This window comes from Actinoplanes sp. NPDC051537 (assembly GCF_055586105.1).
This window is the reverse complement of sequence record NZ_JBVJIU010000009.1, coordinates 293,207-308,415: the sequence shown is the minus strand read 5'-3', so window position 1 is coordinate 308,415 and position 15,209 is coordinate 293,207. Positions and strand designations below refer to the sequence as shown.

The following is a 15,209-nucleotide window of genomic DNA, read 5'->3' as shown; positions in this document are numbered from 1 at the left end:
TCATGCAACCGCCAGCACAACCAGGGTCTGGTTGTGGAAGCCGTCGATGCCGCGGGTGCGGGCGATTTCGCCGTACGTGTAGAAGCCCGCATACGGGACCCCGTCGGCGCACTTCGCGAGCGTCGCCCCCTCGCGCCGGATTCCGTCCTCGCCGAGGGTGGCGCGCAGCGCGGCGCAGCTGAAGGTCAGCAGCCCGATCGGGGCCTGGCCGCCGAGGCCGTCGATCGCGGACCGGCACGCGTCCTCGGTGGCGGCCAGGATCGACTGCTCGTCGCCGGTCAGCGGCCAGGTCAGCGCGCCGTGGTCGATGGCGGAGCCGCCGCCGAGGGTGCGTCCCTCCAGGTCGATCTCGGTGCTGAGGTTGCGGGCCTCGACGCCGCTGCGGCGCTGCACCCCGAGCGGGTGGGCGAGCGCGAAGTCCCGGAACGCCTCGGGGTCGGTGTACGCCTCGGCGGGCGCGCCGAGCCGGTCGAGGTAGGTGTCCAGCGCCGGCCGGTCGTCGAGGGTGTGGATCCGGCCGCCCTCGCTCATCGTGACGATCATGGCGTCGCCGACGGGACGGTACCCGTGCCGTACGCCGACCGACAGCGGCGCCTCCGACGCGATGGTGACGGCGACGACGGCGTCGGTCAGCACGCGGTCGTCGCCGAACAGGTAGGAGCCGCTCATCCGCCAGCCGTCCGCGGACGCGCCACCGAACAGCGGAACGGTGGCGCCCAGAACCCCGTACGCGCCGCGCAGGATCTCCTCCTGATCGCGGGTGAACCCGTCGGTGAGCACGAGCAGGACCCGATGGTGTTGGCCGGCCAGCGGCTCGGCACAGCGCGCGACCTCGGCGCCGGCCTCGCGCTGACGGCCCGCCACGCCCTCGGCGACCGTCGCGGAGACGCTGATCCCCGGCCCGCCGATGGCCGTGACCAGCACGGCGCCGTCGGTGGGCCCGCCGGGACCGATCTCGCCATGCGTGGTGCAGCCGACGACCGGCACGCCGGGCGCCACCTCGCGGATGCCGGCCAGCACCGCCGCCGGATCCTGGGTGATGGCGCTGAACACGAGCAGCAGCTTCGGCTCCTCGCCGGTCACCGCCTCCGTCGCGGCCGCGATCGCCGCGGTGCGGCCGTCCGGGTCCTGCGACCGTCCGACACCCATCCAGCGCCGGCCGAGCGTACCTGCGGTCATGCCCGTCACCTCCAGAAACAGCACGTCAAGGGTCTCCATCGGCAGGCCGGCCATCGGCTTGAGCGCTTTCTCAGCGATCGGCTTCCGCCCGTACGCGCGCCCGGGCTTCGTTTTCGGCCATCGGCCGGGCGAACAGGAATCCTTGCCCGTACGCGCATCCCGCCTCCGTGAGCAGGCGGTGCTCCTCCTCGGTCTCCACGCCCTCGGCGACCACGGCGAGCGACAGCGTGGCCGCCATCTGGAGGATGCCGCGCACGAGGTCGTGCTGCTGGGGCGAGGTGGTGATGGTGTCGACGAACGACTTGTCGAGCTTCAGCGTGTCGACCGGCACCCGGTGCAGGTAGCTCAGCGACGAGTAGCCGGTGCCGAAGTCGTCGATGGACACCCTGATCCCGGCCGCCCGCAGGCCCGCGATGTCGGCATGGATCTGGTCCTGCTCGCCGACCAGCAGGCTCTCGGTGATCTCCAGGGTGAGACGGTCCGGGGGCAGGCCGCTGCTCGCCAGCTCGTCGTGCACGCGCGCCACGAAGCCCGGCGTGTGGAACTGCCGGACCGAGACGTTCACGCTCACGTACGGCGCGCTCTGCGGGCTGAGGCGCGCCCAGGAGGCGGCCTCACGCACGGCGGTGTGCAGCACCCACGCGCCGAGCTCGACGATCAGGCCGGATTCCTCGGCGAGGGGGATGAAAACCGCGGGGGACACCATGCCGCGGGTCGGGTGCGGCCATCGCGAGAGAGCTTCGAATCCGACCGTACGCCCGGAGCGCAGTTCCACGATCGGCTGGTAATACAGCCGGAAGGCGTCGTCGGCCAGGGCCCCGGGCAGTTCCGTGCGCAGCTGCATCTCGTCGATGACCTGGTCGTGCAGGGCCGCGTCGTAGCGCCGCCACCGCGGTTCGCCGGCGCTGCGGGCGCTGTCCAGGGCGACGTCCGCCTGCCCGACCAGCTCCTGCGCCCGGCCGGCGTCGAGGGTGGTCGCCACGCCGAGCCGCAGGCGCGCCTTCACCAGGCCGTCGCCGACCCGGAAGCCGTCGCCGGGGGCGGCGACGATCCGCTCGGCCAGCCGGTCGACCGCCTCGACGTCCCCGGCGTCGGGCACGACCACGCCGAACTCGTCCGCGCCCAGCCGCGACACCCGGCCGCCGGCGCCGACCAGCTCGGTGAGCCGCCGGCCGAGCGCGACCAGCAGGCCGTCGCCGGCCTCGTGGCCCATCGTGTCGTTGATCGCCCGGAAGTCGTCGACGTTGAGGACCAGCACGGCGCCGAGCCGGCCGGGCTGGACGGCGGCCACGTCGTCGGTGAAGCGCAGCCGGTTGCCGAGCCCGGTGAGCGGGTCGCGGTTGAGGCGGATCCGGTCGATCATCGTGGCCGCCTGCCCGGCGAGCACCGGCAGCGACTGCTGGAGCTCGATGAGGCTCACGTCGTCGCCGCCCACCAGCAGGTCGCCGATCCGCTGGTCGCCCACCCCGAGCGGGCAGCGCAGGGTCAGCCCGGAGCCGCCGGCCGGGTCGGATTCCAGCTCCATCGGGGCCGGGAACGGCCCGTGCGCGCCGAGCAGCAGCTCGGTCCGGTGCCCGGCGCCGGGCGGCAGCAGCCGGCCGACCGCGTCCCGCAGCACCGTGGTCACCGCGCCGATGTCGGCACACAGCAGCAGCGCCTCGCAGGCCTGGCGCAGCTCGCGCTCGCGGGCCAGGGATTGGCGCAGGCTGGCCGCGACCGCCGACATGCGGGCGAGCACGAGCAGGCTCAGCACCGCCGACACCGCGGCGATCACCACGCCGTCGTGCACCGGTCCGCGCAGCGCCTGGATCAGCAGCGCGGCCGGGGCCAGCAGCGAGGCGACGGTCAGCAACCGGCGCCGCAGCGAGACCTGGGTGCGGGTGAGCACTCGCGGCTCGGTCAGCCGGGCCATCGACGGGTGCAGGACGGCCAGCCCGCCGTTCAGGAAGAACAGCAGCCAGAACAGGTCGGCCGGCCCGCCGAACGCGAAGCCGCTGTTGAGCCGCATCAGCCCGTAGAGCGTGTCGCCGCTCAGCATCGTGACGCCGGAGACGATCAGCAGGGTGCCGCTGAGCGTGCGGACGGCGCCCAGGCTGAGCCGGGCGAGCAGGGCCAGCACCAGCAGGTCGGTCAGCGGGTAGGCGATCGAGACCAGCTTGGCCGGCGGCGGCAGGTCGGCGTGGCTCAGGAACGGCTGGATCAGGAAGGTCCAGGAGAGGAACGCGGCGCCGACGGTGACGATGACCGCGTCGAGCGTGCTCGCCCGGTCGAGGATCGCCGCGCCGGAGCGGGTCAGAACGGTCAGCCCGGCCAGCATCAGCGGCACGTAGGCGCCGAGGAAGATCACGTCGGCCGAGGACGGGAACCCGTCGCCGTTGGTCAGCTGCACGACCGAGCCGAGGGCGAACGACGCGTACGTGGCGGCGAACAGCACCCAGGGCAGCCGCCGGCGCGGGCGGTTGCGCACGATGCCGACGACCATGGCCGCGATCGTGGAGACGATGGCCGGCCCGTAGACGACCGCCGCCGCCGACGGCACGAACAGCCGGACGAGGAAGAGCAGCGCCACCCAGGCGGCGTAGACGCGCACCGTGCGCAGCCGCACGCCGCGCCCGCCGCCGATCAGCCGCGCGGCCTCCTCGACCCGCCGAAACCCGGCGAGCTCCGGCGTCGCGCGCTCGTGCGCGGCGTGACGCTCATCGATGGACAATCGCGAAACCTACCCCGGAGCGCGCGTCATCAACTTCGCTTACCCTGACTCTGATCGGCACGCGCGCCGCACGGCTGAGCGAACGACCCACGGGGGGAACGATCATGAAGTCCTGGCTCGCGGCGGTGGGCGCCGGCCTCTGCCTGACCGCCGTTCTCCCGGCCGCGCCGGCCGCGGCGGCGGGCACCCAGACGATCTACATGAACGCGACCGGCGCCGACACGGCGTCGGGCGCTGACCCGGCCGCCGCGGTGCGGACGCTCGAGCGGGTCGAACAGCTGGTCGCGGCCGGACCGGCCGACCAGGACGTCGAGGTGCGGATCCACGCGGGCACCTACGTGACGCAGGGGACGACCTGGCAGGCGTACCGGCCGGGCCACACGATCTCGTTCCTGCCCGACGATTACGAGATCGGCGGCGGCGCCTCGTCGATCGCCGCCCGTCCGGTCTTCCAGAACGCCCGGGCCGCCGGCTCCAACCGGTACATCGCCGGCTACTGGTTCTACGCGTGCCCGGGCGCGACCGGCGCGCCGCTCGCCGGCGGTGGCGTATCCGGCCTGCGGTTCTACTACCTCCAGGTGCAGAACTACGCGTCCGGCGGCATCTCGCTCGACGGCTCGGCCGGGTCGTGCGGCGGCGGCTACAGCCCGTCCTCGGGGCCGGGCCTGCCCTCGGCCCGGGGCCTCGACGGGAACACCGTGTTCGGCATGGTCTTCACGTCGCTCGGCAACGCCTACACCGGGGGCGCCTGCGGCGACGCCGACTGGCCGCGGTGCGGGTACGGCGGCATCGTCCTGACCGAGTCGTCCGGCAACCGGATCGCCAACAACCACTTCACCGACCTGCGCAACAGCGAGAACAGCTACATCCACGCCATCTACGTCACGCACAAGAGCTCGCGCAACCAGTTCACCGGCAACAACGTGACCGGCGTCAGCAGCGACCCGGTGAAGGTCCGCGACGCCAGCAACTACAACACGTTCGACGCGAACGTCTTCGGCCGGAACGATTTCGTGCGCTCGTCGACGCCGCCGGCGGCGCACTACCTCGAGGAGGTGGACGTCGCCACGGGCCAGTGCTCGTCGTACCACAACCGGTTCACCGACAACGATCTCGGCACCTACCTGATCGGCAGCGCGGCGGCCCTGCCCACCTGGTATCTCCACCCGTCCGGCGCGACCGACCCGGGCGCTCCCGGCTGCCCGCCGCTGCCGGCCGGCGAGACCCGCCTGACCACCGCGAACAACGCCTGATCCCGGGTGGTGGAGACGCGGGAGCTGTTCGCGGCCATCCGGGCCCGCCCCGCCCTGTACGGGCTGGACGGGTCGTTCGGGCAGCACTGCGCCTTCGTCGCGGGCATGGACACCGCGCGGGACGGGCAGCTGCTCACCGGCTTCCGCGAAATGCTCATCACACGCCTGGCCGACGGCCACAACCTGACCTGGCCGGGCCTGATCCGGCGCCTGGCCGGCGACGCCGATCCGGTGCCCCTGCTCTTCGACCTGCTCGACGAGTTCCTCGATCGGCGGTCTCGGCCGGAAGGGCTGGCCCTGCTCTACGACGAGTATCTGACCTGGCTGCGCACGCAGTCCTGGTACGCCGGCTCATAACACCCGGGAGCGCAGCTCCACGCAGCAACGGCCCGCGTGCGGGGCCAGCACCGGCGCCGAGTCGGTCACGCCGAGGCCGTCGACCAGGCCGGACAGGAACGCGTGGTTGAGGCCGCAGACGAGCGCGGTGTGCCGGGCGGCCAGCGCGTGGAACGGGCAGTTGTGCAGCGTGACCGCGCCGGGGTCGGACCTCGGCTCGAAGCCGAGGGCGGCCAGCGCGCCGATCACGTCGGGTCCCGGCGGCACCACCACCGACAGGTCGCGCCCGCGGCGGTAGGCCAGGCGGGCGGCGGCCTCGGCGGCCGGCTGCTCGCCCCCGGCCACCGCCTCGGCCAGGATGTCGGCGATCAGCTCGTAGCGCCGCTCGGGAATGGTCACCGCCAGGCCGTCGCCGGTCGGCTCGTAGACCTTGGGCGCCCGGCCCCGGCCGCGCGCCTGGCCGGCGGGCGCCTCGTAGCGGGCCGCCAGCAGGCCGACCTCGACCAGCTTGTCCAGGTGGAACGCGGCCAGCGCGCGGGACATCGCGGTGGCCTCCGCCGCCTCCTCCCGGCCGACCGGGTGGTCCTGGCGGCGGACGTAGTCGTACAGCGCGCGCCGCGACGGCTCGGAGAGGGCCGTGACGGCGTTCCACCGATCGTCCATGCCGCCACATTATCACCAACCGCGGCTATTGAAATTATCCGTCGCGAAGCGCAGGCTGCTCATTAACGCAAACATGCACTGGTAAAAATGGAGGCGCGATGACGGCGACGGCGGCGGAACGTGTGTACCCGGTCCGGACGGAACGTGACCTGCTCGCCGCCGAGCGCGCGGCCGAGGCGTTCCTGACCGCGGTCGGCGTGGACCTGGGAGCGCCCGGCCTGGACGGGACACCCATGCGGATGGCCAAGGCGTACGCCGAGTTGCTGACCCCGCGAGAGTTCGCGCTCACCACGTTCGACAACGACGAGGGATACGACGAGCTCGTGCTGGCCCGGTCGATCCCGGTGCGCTCGGTCTGCGAGCACCACCTGCTGCCGTTCATCGGCGTCGCCCACGTCGGCTACCTGCCCGGCGATCGCATCCTCGGGCTGTCCAAGCTGGCCCGGGTGGTCGAGCTCTTCGCCCGCCGCACCCAGGTGCAGGAACGCCTGACCAAACAGGTGGCCGACTGGCTCTGCACCCACCTGCGCCCGCGGGGCGTGGGCGTGGTGATCGAGGCCGAGCACCTGTGCATGAGCTTGCGCGGCGTCCAGGCCATCGGCGCGCGGACGGTGACGTCCACGCTGCTCGGCACGCTCCGCGACGACGCCCGCTCGCGGGCCGAGTTCTTCGCGCTGACCGGCCTGGGCGCCGGCTGAACGGGAGAACGACAAGGAGGTCAACCTCATGCGCATCTTCTCCACCATCGGCGCCGTGCTGCTGATCGGCAGCCCGGCCCCGGCCTTCGGATGGACCACCGTCGCCAGCCCCAGCGAGGTGCCCGGCGACAACTACCTGTACGGCGCCGACTCGTCCGGCGCGACCGACGTCTGGGCGGTGGGAGTGGTCTATCCCCCGACCGGCGGCAGCTTCCACGGCCTGGCCCTCCGCTACGACGGGACGGCCTGGCGCTCGGTCCCGCGCACCGGCCTGCCCGGCGACGACACGCTCCGCGGCGTCGACGCGGTCGCGGCCGGCGACGTCTGGGCGGTCGGTGAGCACCGCTCCGGCATCGGCCGCTCCGACACCCTGGCGGCCCACTGGAACGGGACGGCCTGGACGCGGGAACCCACCCCGGACGGCAACCCGGCCGGCATGAACAACGTCTACGGCGTCGCGGCGGCGGGCGGCACGGTCTGGGCGGTCGGCAACTACGTCGACCCGAGCTCGGCCATCAACCGGAAGAAGCTGATCCTGCAACGCACGGCCGGGACCTGGCGCCTTTCCGCGGCGCCGACCGTGGCGGCGTACGAAAGTCTCGCGGCCGTCGACGCCACCGGCCCGGCCGACGCCTGGGCCGTCGGCTCGGCCGTCACCGCGAACGTGAGCGCGCCGCTGGCCCTGCACTGGACCGGCGCCGGCTGGCTCGCGGCGAAACTGCCGGCGCCGACCGGCACCGCGCTGACCGGCGTCGACGCGCGGACCCCCACCGACGTGTGGGCCGTCGGGTCGACCTCGGGCGCCCAGCCCTACGTCGCGCACTTCGACGGCACGTCCTGGCGCCAGGTGGCCACGCCGGCTCTCGCGGGCGGCGGTCAGCTCAACGATGTGGTGGCCCTGTCGGCGTCGTCCGTCGTGGCGGTCGGCCGCTCCGGCGGCGACCCGCTGATCCTGCACTTCAACGGCACGTCCTGGACCCGGGAAACCACGCCGGCCTCGTCGAACCCGTTCCTCACCGGCGCCGCCGCGGCCGGTCCGGGCTCGGTCTGGGCGATCGGGTACCGCTTCGAACTGAGCGCGTACGCGAACCGCACCCTGACCCTGCTCGGGAGCTGACACCCGGAAACGGCCGCCCGGCCGCCGGCATGAGCAGGTCCATGTCGCCGCCGGGTGGCCGTCAGGCCGCCTCCCGGTAGGCCGGCACCCCCAGCAGCTCGTCCACGGTGACGAAGCGATAGCCGCGCTCGAGCAGGCCGTCGACGGTGAGCCGCACCGCCTTGACCGTCTGGCTGCGGTCGCCGACCCGGCCGTCGAACCCGTCGTGGAAGATCAGGATCGTGCCCGGCCGGGTCTTCGCGATCGCGCGCCGGGCCATCGCGGCCCCGTCGCGGTGGAAGACCTCCAGCGGATGTCCGAAGACGCCCGCCACCGGCTCCAGCCGCTCGCGCCGCAGCATGCGCAGCAGGGCCGGCTGGCGGAACAGCCACGGCGTGCGGGCCAGGGCGGGGGAGCGGCCCAGCCGTTCGCGCAGCACCAGCTGGGTCTGGCCGACCTCGCGCCGGAAGGCGCCCGGGCGCAGATACGTGCTGAACCGGTGCGTCAGCGAGTGGTTCCCGATCACGTGACCCGCGGCGGCGATCCGGTCGGTGGTCGCCGGATAGCGCCGCACGCAGCGGCCCACCTGGAAGAACGTGCCCCGGATGCCGCGGCTTTCGAGAAAATCGGCGATCTCGGAGGTGTACGGCTCATTGGGCCCGTCGTCGAACGTCAGCGCGACGACGCGGTCCTCGGGCGCGGCCCGGTAGGGATAGCGGCCGAACACCTGCGACTGCGGGAGCATGAACAGCATGTACAGCGCGTACGCCACCGCCGGTGCCGCGACGAGACCGATCGCGATCACTGGACGCTCGCCGGGACGGGCAGCGGGTGCACGTAGCTGACCGCGGCGCCCGCCTTCGGCCGCGGGCCGGTCTCGCGGAAGGCCGGGGCGGAGCCGATCAGCCGTTTGCCGGTGACCCGGTTCAGCAGATACGCCGACAGGTAGTAGACGAACAGGCATACGACCACGTTGTAGAAGAACCCGCGGTTGAAGCGCCGGCCCGAGGTGTAGGTCGGGTTGGCGTGGTCGTAGATCACGCGGCCCTCCCGGCGCATCCGGCGCAGCAGGTCGAGCTCGTCCCCGCCCTGCGTCATCTTCGTGTCGTAGCCGGTCCAGCGGTCGCGGCGGAAGGCGATGTTGGTGGCCGACACGTACAGGGTCCGGCCGGTCGCGCGGTAGACCGCGTGCACGGCGCCGAACAGCGAGCGGGCGAAGACGCGACCCCAGCGCGGGCCGTCCTGGTATCGGCACGGCCCGACCACCGCCACTACATCGTCGGACTCCCGGAAGTGGCGGTCGATCGTCGAGAGCCAGTCCTTGGCGTACGTGGTGTCGGCGTCGGCCGAGACGACGATCTCGCCGGTGCTCGCCGCGGTGCCGGCCTGGCGGGCGTTGCAGACCCCCGGGGCCGGCTCGCTCACCACGCGGACGCCCAGCTCCCGGGCGATCTCGGCGGTGTTGTCGCTGCAGTTGTTGTCGACGACCAGGATCTCGTACGGGCCGGGGAAGTCCTGATTCTGAAGCGAGATGATCGCCTCGGCTATGTAAGCCGCCTCGTTGTAGCACGGGATGACGACGCTGAACCGGTATGTCATGGCCATCAGCGTCGGTCCCCGGCCGCTCCGAGAACCATCCATGATCACCCCTAGACGGCCCCTGATTTTTGCCCGCTAGGGTCGGAGCCACCATGAGCCTGCAGACCAAAGCCTTCGCCGCCGTGACCGCCCACCTGACGCCCGGGGAACGGCCCCGGGTCGCCGCCCGCGCGATCGTCGGCGCGCTCGACGCCCGCCGCCTCGGCACCGCCGTGACCCGCGGCGTCGTGCCCGGCCTTTCCGGGGCGGTCGCGGACGCGTTCCTCAACACCACCGGCCGGCAGGTCGTCGTGGTCACCGACCAGCGGCTGCTGTTCCTGTCGCAGACCTTCTGGGGTGGCCCGGGCGACAAGCTGCTCGGCAGCGTCCCCCGCGCCCGGGTGTCGCTGGCCGAGTCCAAGTTCGGCGCCGTCAGCGTCCTGCGCCTGGCGTTCACCCCCGCCGGTGGCGTCTCCCTGACCTTCCCCCGCATCGACAGGCCCAGCGCCGAGGCCCTGGCCGCCGAGCTGCTGGCACGGTGAGGCCGACACGGTACGAACGGGGCGGGGTAGTGAGAATCCGTCACGTTGGCTAGAGTCCCGGAGCTTGCACCAACGGGATCTTCAGGATGGGTAATGGCGGCCGACACCACGGTCCGGTTGACAATTCCGGACCACCTCACTGCTCGAACCGGTCAGGCCGCTTCATCGACGACATTCCGGCCGGACATCGGTGGGCTCCGCGCGGTCGCGGTCGTCCTCGTCGTGCTGAGCCACGCCGGCGTGCCGGGGCTCGGTGGCGGGTTCGTCGGCGTCGATGTGTTCTTCGTGATCTCGGGGTTCCTGATCACCGGCCTGCTGCTGCGGGAGCTCACCAAGACCGGGCGCATCTCGATCTCGGGCTTCTACGCGCGCCGGGCCACCCGGCTGCTGCCGGCGTCCACCCTCGTGGTCGCGGCGACGCTGATCGCGAGCTGGCTGTGGCTGCCCGCCGTCCGGTTCGCGTCGATCTCGCTCGACGCGCTGTTCGGCACGTTCTACGGCATCAACTGGCGGCTGGCCGCGATCGGCACCGACTACCTGCGGGCCGACGGTCCGCCGTCGCCGCTTCAGCACCTCTGGTCGCTGGCCGTCGAGGAGCAGTTCTACCTGGTCTGGCCGTTGCTGCTGGCCCTGCTGTGGTCGTGGCGGTCCCGGCGCCGGCCGCTGGCGGTGGCGCTCGTGGCGATCATCGCGTGCTCGCTGCTGGTCAGCATCCTGCAGAGCCGGTCGAACCCGCCATGGGCGTACTTCGGGGCGCACACCCGGGCGTTCGAGCTGGCGACCGGCGCGCTCCTGGCCGTCGGCGCGACGCGGCTGCGGCTGACCAAGACCGCGGGCGCCGTCCTGACCTGGGCCGGCCTCGCCGCGGTGATGGTCGCGGGCCTGACGTTCACCGAGAACACGGTCTTCCCCGGGTACGCCGCGCTGCTGCCGACCCTGGGCACCGCCGCGGTCATCGCCGGTGGCTTCGCCGGATCGCGCGCCGGCGCCGTGCGAGTGCTCGGGACGTGGCCGTTCCAGCAGGTCGGCACCCTGTCCTACGGCTGGTACCTGTGGCACTGGCCGTTCCTGATGATCGGTCCGGCGGCCCTCGGCGTCGAGGCGACGGTGAAGGTGAACCTCGGCCTGGCGGTCGCCGCCCTCGTGGTCGCCCTCATCACGTACCACCTGGTGGAGAACCCGGTCCGCTACCAGTCGTGGCTGCGGGCCCGGTCCCGGCGCGGGATCGGGCTGGGCCTCGCCCTCACCGGTTCGGCGGCGGCCGTCGCGCTGATCGCGTCGAACCTCACGCCGCCGGTGCCGGTGGGTCCCGCGGCGCCCGACACGGTCCGCATCGTCGCCGAGGCGGCCGACCCGGAGGCGGCCATCAGCAAGCTGGTCGCCGGCTCGGCGAACCTCGACCGGGTGCCGAAGAACCTCACGCCAACGTTGGCCGCCGCGAGCAAGGACGTCCCGAGGACGTACGCGGAGAAGTGCGACGGCGCCAAGAACCGGAAGCCGGACCAGTGCATCTACGGTGATCCGCAGGGCGCCAAGGCGATCTACCTGATCGGCGACTCGCACGGCGCGCACTGGTTCCCGGCCCTGGACATCATCGCGAAGAAGCGTGGCATGCGCCTCATCCCGCTCACGCTGAGCGCCTGCCAGGTCCCGTCGGTGCGCGTGATCCACACGGTGACGAAGCTGCCGAACGACAAGTGCGTGGAATACCGGAACTGGGCCCTCGACAAGATTCGCCGGGACCGGCCGGCGATGGTGGTCATGTCGTCCAACAACACCGACGAGGGCGGCCTGGTCGACGCCTCCGGGGCGAAGCTGGCGCGTACGTCCCCCGGTTACGAGGACATGTGGCTGGCCGGGTGGAAGGCGTCGATCAAGAAGGTCGCCTCGCCGGCCACCAAGCTCGTGCTCATCCTGGACACGCCCTGGCTGCAGAAGGGGGCCGCGGACTGCGCCTCGGCCCATCCCGACGCGATCACCCTCTGCGCGCGGCCGGCCGCCCACGCGCTGGCCGAGCCGGCCCGCCGCGTGAAGGTGGAGGCGCTCGCGCGGGCCGCCGGGGTCACCGTCATCGAGCCGAAGCGCTGGTTCTGCACCGACGTGACCTGCCCGGTCGCGATCGGCAACGTGCTGGTCTACTCCGACTCGCACCACATGTCGGCGACCTTCTCCACGGTGCTGGCGCCGGTGCTGGACACCAAGCTGCCCCGCTAGCCGGCGACGATCGGGAGCAGCCGCGGCCCGGCCAGGCGCACGTACGAGCGCTTCCGCCTTGTCGGCCGAGGCGAAGGCTACCAACCGCTATCAGCGCAACCTCAGCGGTCGCCGTCGTCGGCCTCGGGGCGCCAGGGGGTCAGGCGCGGGCGCCAGGCGGGGACGGCGCGGCGGTAGGCCCGGTACTCGTCGCCGAACCTGTCGGTCAAGGTCGGCTGTTCGTAGCCGGCGACGAAACCGACCATCGCGGCCGCGGCCAGCAGGGCGTAGCCGAGCAGCACCGGCCGCCACAGCAGCAGGGCCTGGCCCAGGATCGTCGCGATGACGGCGAGGTACATCGGGTTGCGGACGTAGCGGTAGAGGCCGCCCACGACCAGGTGCTCGGGCGGCGCGACCGGGGCCGGGGTGCCGAGTCCCTCGACCACGAAACGGCCGAAGGCGTAGACCAGCAAGACCGCTGCGGCCAGCAGGATCAGGGCCCCGAGAACGCGTACGGGAAGGAGATGCGCAACCGGCGCGCCCAGCCGCCACCGAGTCAGCAACCAGGGCACGAGACCGGCGACCGTGCCGGGAGCGAGCGCGAAGAAGAGCGCACTGCCGGCCGCGGCGTCAAGCTTGCGCACGGGATCAATCTAACGCGGGGTCACGAGCCTGGTCTCGTACGCGAGCACGGCCAGCTCGCCCGAGCGCCGGCCGGCCGCGGCCCGGTCGGCGAAGGCGTCGACCAGGCGGCGGGTGACGTCGTGGTCGATCAGGGACACGCCCGCCACCACCGAGCGGATGGCCGCGATCAGCTGGTCCTCGGGGGCGTCCTTGAGCAGGAAACCGCCGGCGCCCAGCCGCAGCGCCTCGTAGACGTACTGGTCGAGGTCGAAGGTGGTCACCATCAGGATGCGCGGCGGGCCGGGCAGCGCCATCAGCCGCCGGGTCGCCTCGATGCCGTTGAGGCGGGGCATTCGGATGTCCATGATGACCACGTCCGGCCGGAGGCGCTGGGCGGCCTCGACCGCCTCGACGCCGTCCGCCGCCTCGCCGGCCACCTCGATGTCCGGCTCGGCCCGCAGGATCATCCGGAACCCGGCCCGGACCAGCCGCTGGTCGTCCGCGAGCAACACCCGGATCATGCCGGCACCGGCAGGCAGGCGCGGACCCGGTAGCCGCCGGTCGACGCGGCGCCGGCGTCGAGCGTGCCGCCGTACAGGGCGACCCGCTCGCGCATCCCGAGCAGGCCGAAACCGGGCTCGCCGCCGCCCGCCGCGCCGGCGCCGTCGTCGGAGACCTCGATCCGCAGGGCGGCGGGCTCCACCCGTACGGCCACCGATGCCTTCGTCGCCGCCGCATGCCGGACCACGTTCGTCAGCGACTCCTGGACGATGCGGTAGCCGGCGATGTCCACGCCGGCCGGCAGCGCGTCGAGATCGCCCACCACATCGGCGACCATGGTGAGGCCGGGCCGGCTCAGCCCGGCGATCAGCGCGTCGAGATGCCGCAGGCTCGGTGCGGCGCCAGGTCGGCGTCGGCCGCCGCCCGAAGGAGGCCGAGCAGGTGCCGCATGTCGGTCAGGGCGTGCTCGCCGAGCTGCTCGATGGCGTCGAACGCGGTCCGCGACTCGTCCGGGTCGACCGCCAGCATCCGCCGGCCGCCGCGCGCCTGGAGCACGATCACGCTGATCGCGTGCGCCACCACGTCGTGCAGGTCGCGGGCGATGCGGGCCCGTTCGGCGGCGACCGCCTCGGCGGCGTGCTGCTCGCGCGCCTGCTCGGCGAGCCGGGCGCGCTGCTCGGAGGTGACGGCGGTGTGCCGCAGCCGCCGCATCAGCAGGCCGACCGCGAAGACCGCGCCGCCCTGAAGCCAGGCGATCAGCAGGTTCTCCAGGCCGGGGTAGAGCGACCAGCTGTACACCGACAGCGTGGCGGCGACGATCACGGCGCCGGTCACCGCGCTCCGCAGATCGGGCGCGGCCATCAGCGTCGCGGTGACCGCGTGGGCCGGCGTCGGCGATGAGGCAATGACGACAACCGATTCCCGCGGCGCGGCGATCACCGCCGCCGTCACCGGCCCCTTTCTGCTCATCCTCTCCTTCGCCCAGTCGGCCGAGGGCCCGAAGGTCGCGACGGCCACTCCGGCCGAGATCCGTGCGTGGGGGCTTTCCGAGGCCACCGCCGTACGCGTCGGCGCGCTCGGCGCGATGCTGGGGGTCGTGGTCTGGCTCGTCCTGACCGCCGCCCTGACCCGCGTCATCCGCGACGCCCTGCCCCGATCGCCGCTCGCCGACGTCTTCGCCGGCGCCGGCTACCTGCTGGCCGGGACGCTCTTCCTGGCCGCGGTGGCCGACGCGCTGCCGGTCGTGCTGCCCGACCTGATCGGCGCCCGCCTGGCCACCGTGGACGACGACGTGCTGCGCGGCTGGTACGGCATCACCGGCTTCACCCACCTGATCGGCGACTTCCAGATGGCCTTCATCGCGCTGCTCGTCGGCGCGTTCTCGGTGACCGTCCTGCGCACCGGCGTGACGGCGCGCTGGATCGGCTGGCTCGGCGCGGCGATCACGGTGGCCGCGGCCCTCGGCACGGTCGCGGTCACCACCAACACCGATGCGCTGTACGGCTTCTGGATGGCCGGCATCTTCGGCTGGGCGTTGTGGTGCCCGATCGTGGGTGTGGCGCTCGGGTTGCGCGCCCGCCGCCGAACCCGCGCTCGCGCTCGCGCCCGGGTCGGCGACCGCGAGGCCGCACCGGCGTGACCGACCCGCACGTCGTCTGGCACTGGACGGTCACGGCCTGGCACTTCGCGGCGGTCAAGCCGAACCGCGTCGGCGCCTTCCTGGCCCGGGCGGGCCGGGCCCGCGGCTGGGCGCTCTACCCGGCGAGCAGCGCCGACGCGCTGACCGCGGTGGTGCCGTAGCCCGTGCTCCTGCGGTCGCGGGATACGCCCGGCTGC

The 15,209-nt window shown here is 73.0% G+C and carries 17 protein-coding genes; 8 read left to right on the top strand and 9 right to left on the bottom strand.

The window, feature by feature from the left end; translation table 11 throughout:
- Complete coding sequence (locus ACZ6TB_RS23835; RefSeq protein ID WP_465557053.1) at nucleotides 1-1,179, bottom strand: FIST signal transduction protein; 1,179 nt, start codon at nucleotides 1,177-1,179, stop codon at nucleotides 1-3.
- 70 nt (nucleotides 1,180-1,249) lie between these two features.
- Nucleotides 1,250-3,889 carry a putative bifunctional diguanylate cyclase/phosphodiesterase gene (locus tag ACZ6TB_RS23830; RefSeq protein WP_465557051.1) on the bottom strand — a complete coding sequence of 880 codons (2,640 nt, stop codon included), beginning with the start codon at nucleotides 3,887-3,889 and terminating at the stop codon, nucleotides 1,250-1,252.
- 104 nt (nucleotides 3,890-3,993) lie between these two features.
- Between ACZ6TB_RS23830 and ACZ6TB_RS23825 the strand changes: the two genes are divergently transcribed.
- Nucleotides 3,994-5,142 carry a hypothetical protein gene (locus tag ACZ6TB_RS23825; protein ID WP_465557049.1) on the top strand — a complete coding sequence of 383 codons (1,149 nt, stop codon included), beginning with the start codon at nucleotides 3,994-3,996 and terminating at the stop codon, nucleotides 5,140-5,142.
- Between the two features lie 9 nt (nucleotides 5,143-5,151).
- A complete protein-coding gene (locus tag ACZ6TB_RS23820) occupies nucleotides 5,152-5,499 on the top strand; it encodes a hypothetical protein (RefSeq protein ID WP_465557047.1) in 348 nt (115 codons plus the stop codon).
- Here the strand turns inward: ACZ6TB_RS23820 and ACZ6TB_RS23815 are convergent.
- A complete protein-coding gene (locus ACZ6TB_RS23815) occupies nucleotides 5,494-6,141 on the bottom strand; it encodes a helix-turn-helix transcriptional regulator (protein WP_465557045.1) in 648 nt (215 codons plus the stop codon). The genes ACZ6TB_RS23820 and ACZ6TB_RS23815 overlap by 6 nt on opposite strands.
- A gap of 98 nt (nucleotides 6,142-6,239) precedes the next feature.
- Between ACZ6TB_RS23815 and folE the strand changes: the two genes are divergently transcribed.
- Both folE and ACZ6TB_RS23805 read left to right on the top strand, forming a co-directional pair.
- Nucleotides 6,240-6,839, top strand: a complete 600-nt coding sequence (gene folE, locus ACZ6TB_RS23810) for a GTP cyclohydrolase I FolE (RefSeq protein ID WP_465557043.1) — start codon at nucleotides 6,240-6,242, stop codon at nucleotides 6,837-6,839.
- 28 nt (nucleotides 6,840-6,867) lie between these two features.
- A complete protein-coding gene (locus ACZ6TB_RS23805) occupies nucleotides 6,868-7,956 on the top strand; it encodes a hypothetical protein (protein ID WP_465557041.1) in 1,089 nt (362 codons plus the stop codon).
- Nucleotides 7,957-8,017: 61 nt separating this feature from the next.
- Here ACZ6TB_RS23805 and ACZ6TB_RS23800 read toward each other — a convergent pair whose 3' ends face one another.
- Together ACZ6TB_RS23800 and ACZ6TB_RS23795 are read right to left on the bottom strand one after the other, a co-directional pair.
- On the bottom strand, nucleotides 8,018-8,740 hold the full coding sequence (locus ACZ6TB_RS23800; RefSeq protein WP_465557039.1) for a polysaccharide deacetylase family protein: 723 nt from the start codon (nucleotides 8,738-8,740) through the stop codon (nucleotides 8,018-8,020).
- Nucleotides 8,737-9,534, bottom strand: a complete 798-nt coding sequence (locus tag ACZ6TB_RS23795) for a glycosyltransferase family 2 protein (RefSeq protein WP_465557037.1) — start codon at nucleotides 9,532-9,534, stop codon at nucleotides 8,737-8,739. The genes ACZ6TB_RS23800 and ACZ6TB_RS23795 overlap by 4 nt, the downstream gene beginning before the upstream one ends.
- Before the next feature lie 92 nt (nucleotides 9,535-9,626).
- Here ACZ6TB_RS23795 and ACZ6TB_RS23790 point away from each other — a divergent pair, with 92 nt between their 5' ends.
- Both ACZ6TB_RS23790 and ACZ6TB_RS23785 read left to right on the top strand, forming a co-directional pair.
- The gene (locus ACZ6TB_RS23790; protein ID WP_465557035.1) at nucleotides 9,627-10,055 is read left to right on the top strand and encodes a hypothetical protein; all 429 of its coding nucleotides are present in this window, start codon (nucleotides 9,627-9,629) and stop codon (nucleotides 10,053-10,055) included.
- A 93-nt stretch (nucleotides 10,056-10,148) separates the two neighbouring features.
- Nucleotides 10,149-12,269, top strand: a complete 2,121-nt coding sequence (locus tag ACZ6TB_RS23785; protein ID WP_465557033.1) for an acyltransferase family protein — start codon at nucleotides 10,149-10,151, stop codon at nucleotides 12,267-12,269.
- A gap of 101 nt (nucleotides 12,270-12,370) precedes the next feature.
- On the opposite strand, the gene ACZ6TB_RS23780 is transcribed toward ACZ6TB_RS23785, so the two are convergent.
- From ACZ6TB_RS23780 to ACZ6TB_RS23765, 4 genes are read right to left on the bottom strand one after another with little or no spacing between them, the layout of a single operon-like run.
- Nucleotides 12,371-12,892, bottom strand: coding sequence for a methyltransferase family protein (locus ACZ6TB_RS23780; protein ID WP_465557031.1), 522 nt, complete (start codon nucleotides 12,890-12,892; stop codon nucleotides 12,371-12,373).
- 9 nt (nucleotides 12,893-12,901) lie between these two features.
- Nucleotides 12,902-13,393 carry a response regulator gene (locus ACZ6TB_RS23775; protein WP_465557029.1) on the bottom strand — a complete coding sequence of 164 codons (492 nt, stop codon included), beginning with the start codon at nucleotides 13,391-13,393 and terminating at the stop codon, nucleotides 12,902-12,904.
- Complete coding sequence (locus tag ACZ6TB_RS23770) at nucleotides 13,390-13,698, bottom strand: sensor histidine kinase (RefSeq protein WP_465557027.1); 309 nt, start codon at nucleotides 13,696-13,698, stop codon at nucleotides 13,390-13,392. The genes ACZ6TB_RS23775 and ACZ6TB_RS23770 overlap by 4 nt, the downstream gene beginning before the upstream one ends.
- Nucleotides 13,699-13,739: 41 nt before the next feature.
- The gene (locus ACZ6TB_RS23765) at nucleotides 13,740-14,234 is read right to left on the bottom strand and encodes a histidine kinase (RefSeq protein ID WP_465557025.1); all 495 of its coding nucleotides are present in this window, start codon (nucleotides 14,232-14,234) and stop codon (nucleotides 13,740-13,742) included.
- Between the two features lie 43 nt (nucleotides 14,235-14,277).
- Here ACZ6TB_RS23765 and ACZ6TB_RS23760 point away from each other — a divergent pair, with 43 nt between their 5' ends.
- Nucleotides 14,278-15,012, top strand: coding sequence for a hypothetical protein (locus ACZ6TB_RS23760; protein ID WP_465557024.1), 735 nt, complete (start codon nucleotides 14,278-14,280; stop codon nucleotides 15,010-15,012).
- Nucleotides 15,009-15,173 (top strand): hypothetical protein, encoded by a 165-nt coding sequence (locus ACZ6TB_RS23755; RefSeq protein WP_465557022.1) that lies wholly within the window; start codon nucleotides 15,009-15,011, stop codon nucleotides 15,171-15,173. The genes ACZ6TB_RS23760 and ACZ6TB_RS23755 overlap by 4 nt, the downstream gene beginning before the upstream one ends.
- The last annotated feature ends 36 nt before the right edge of the window (nucleotides 15,174-15,209 follow it).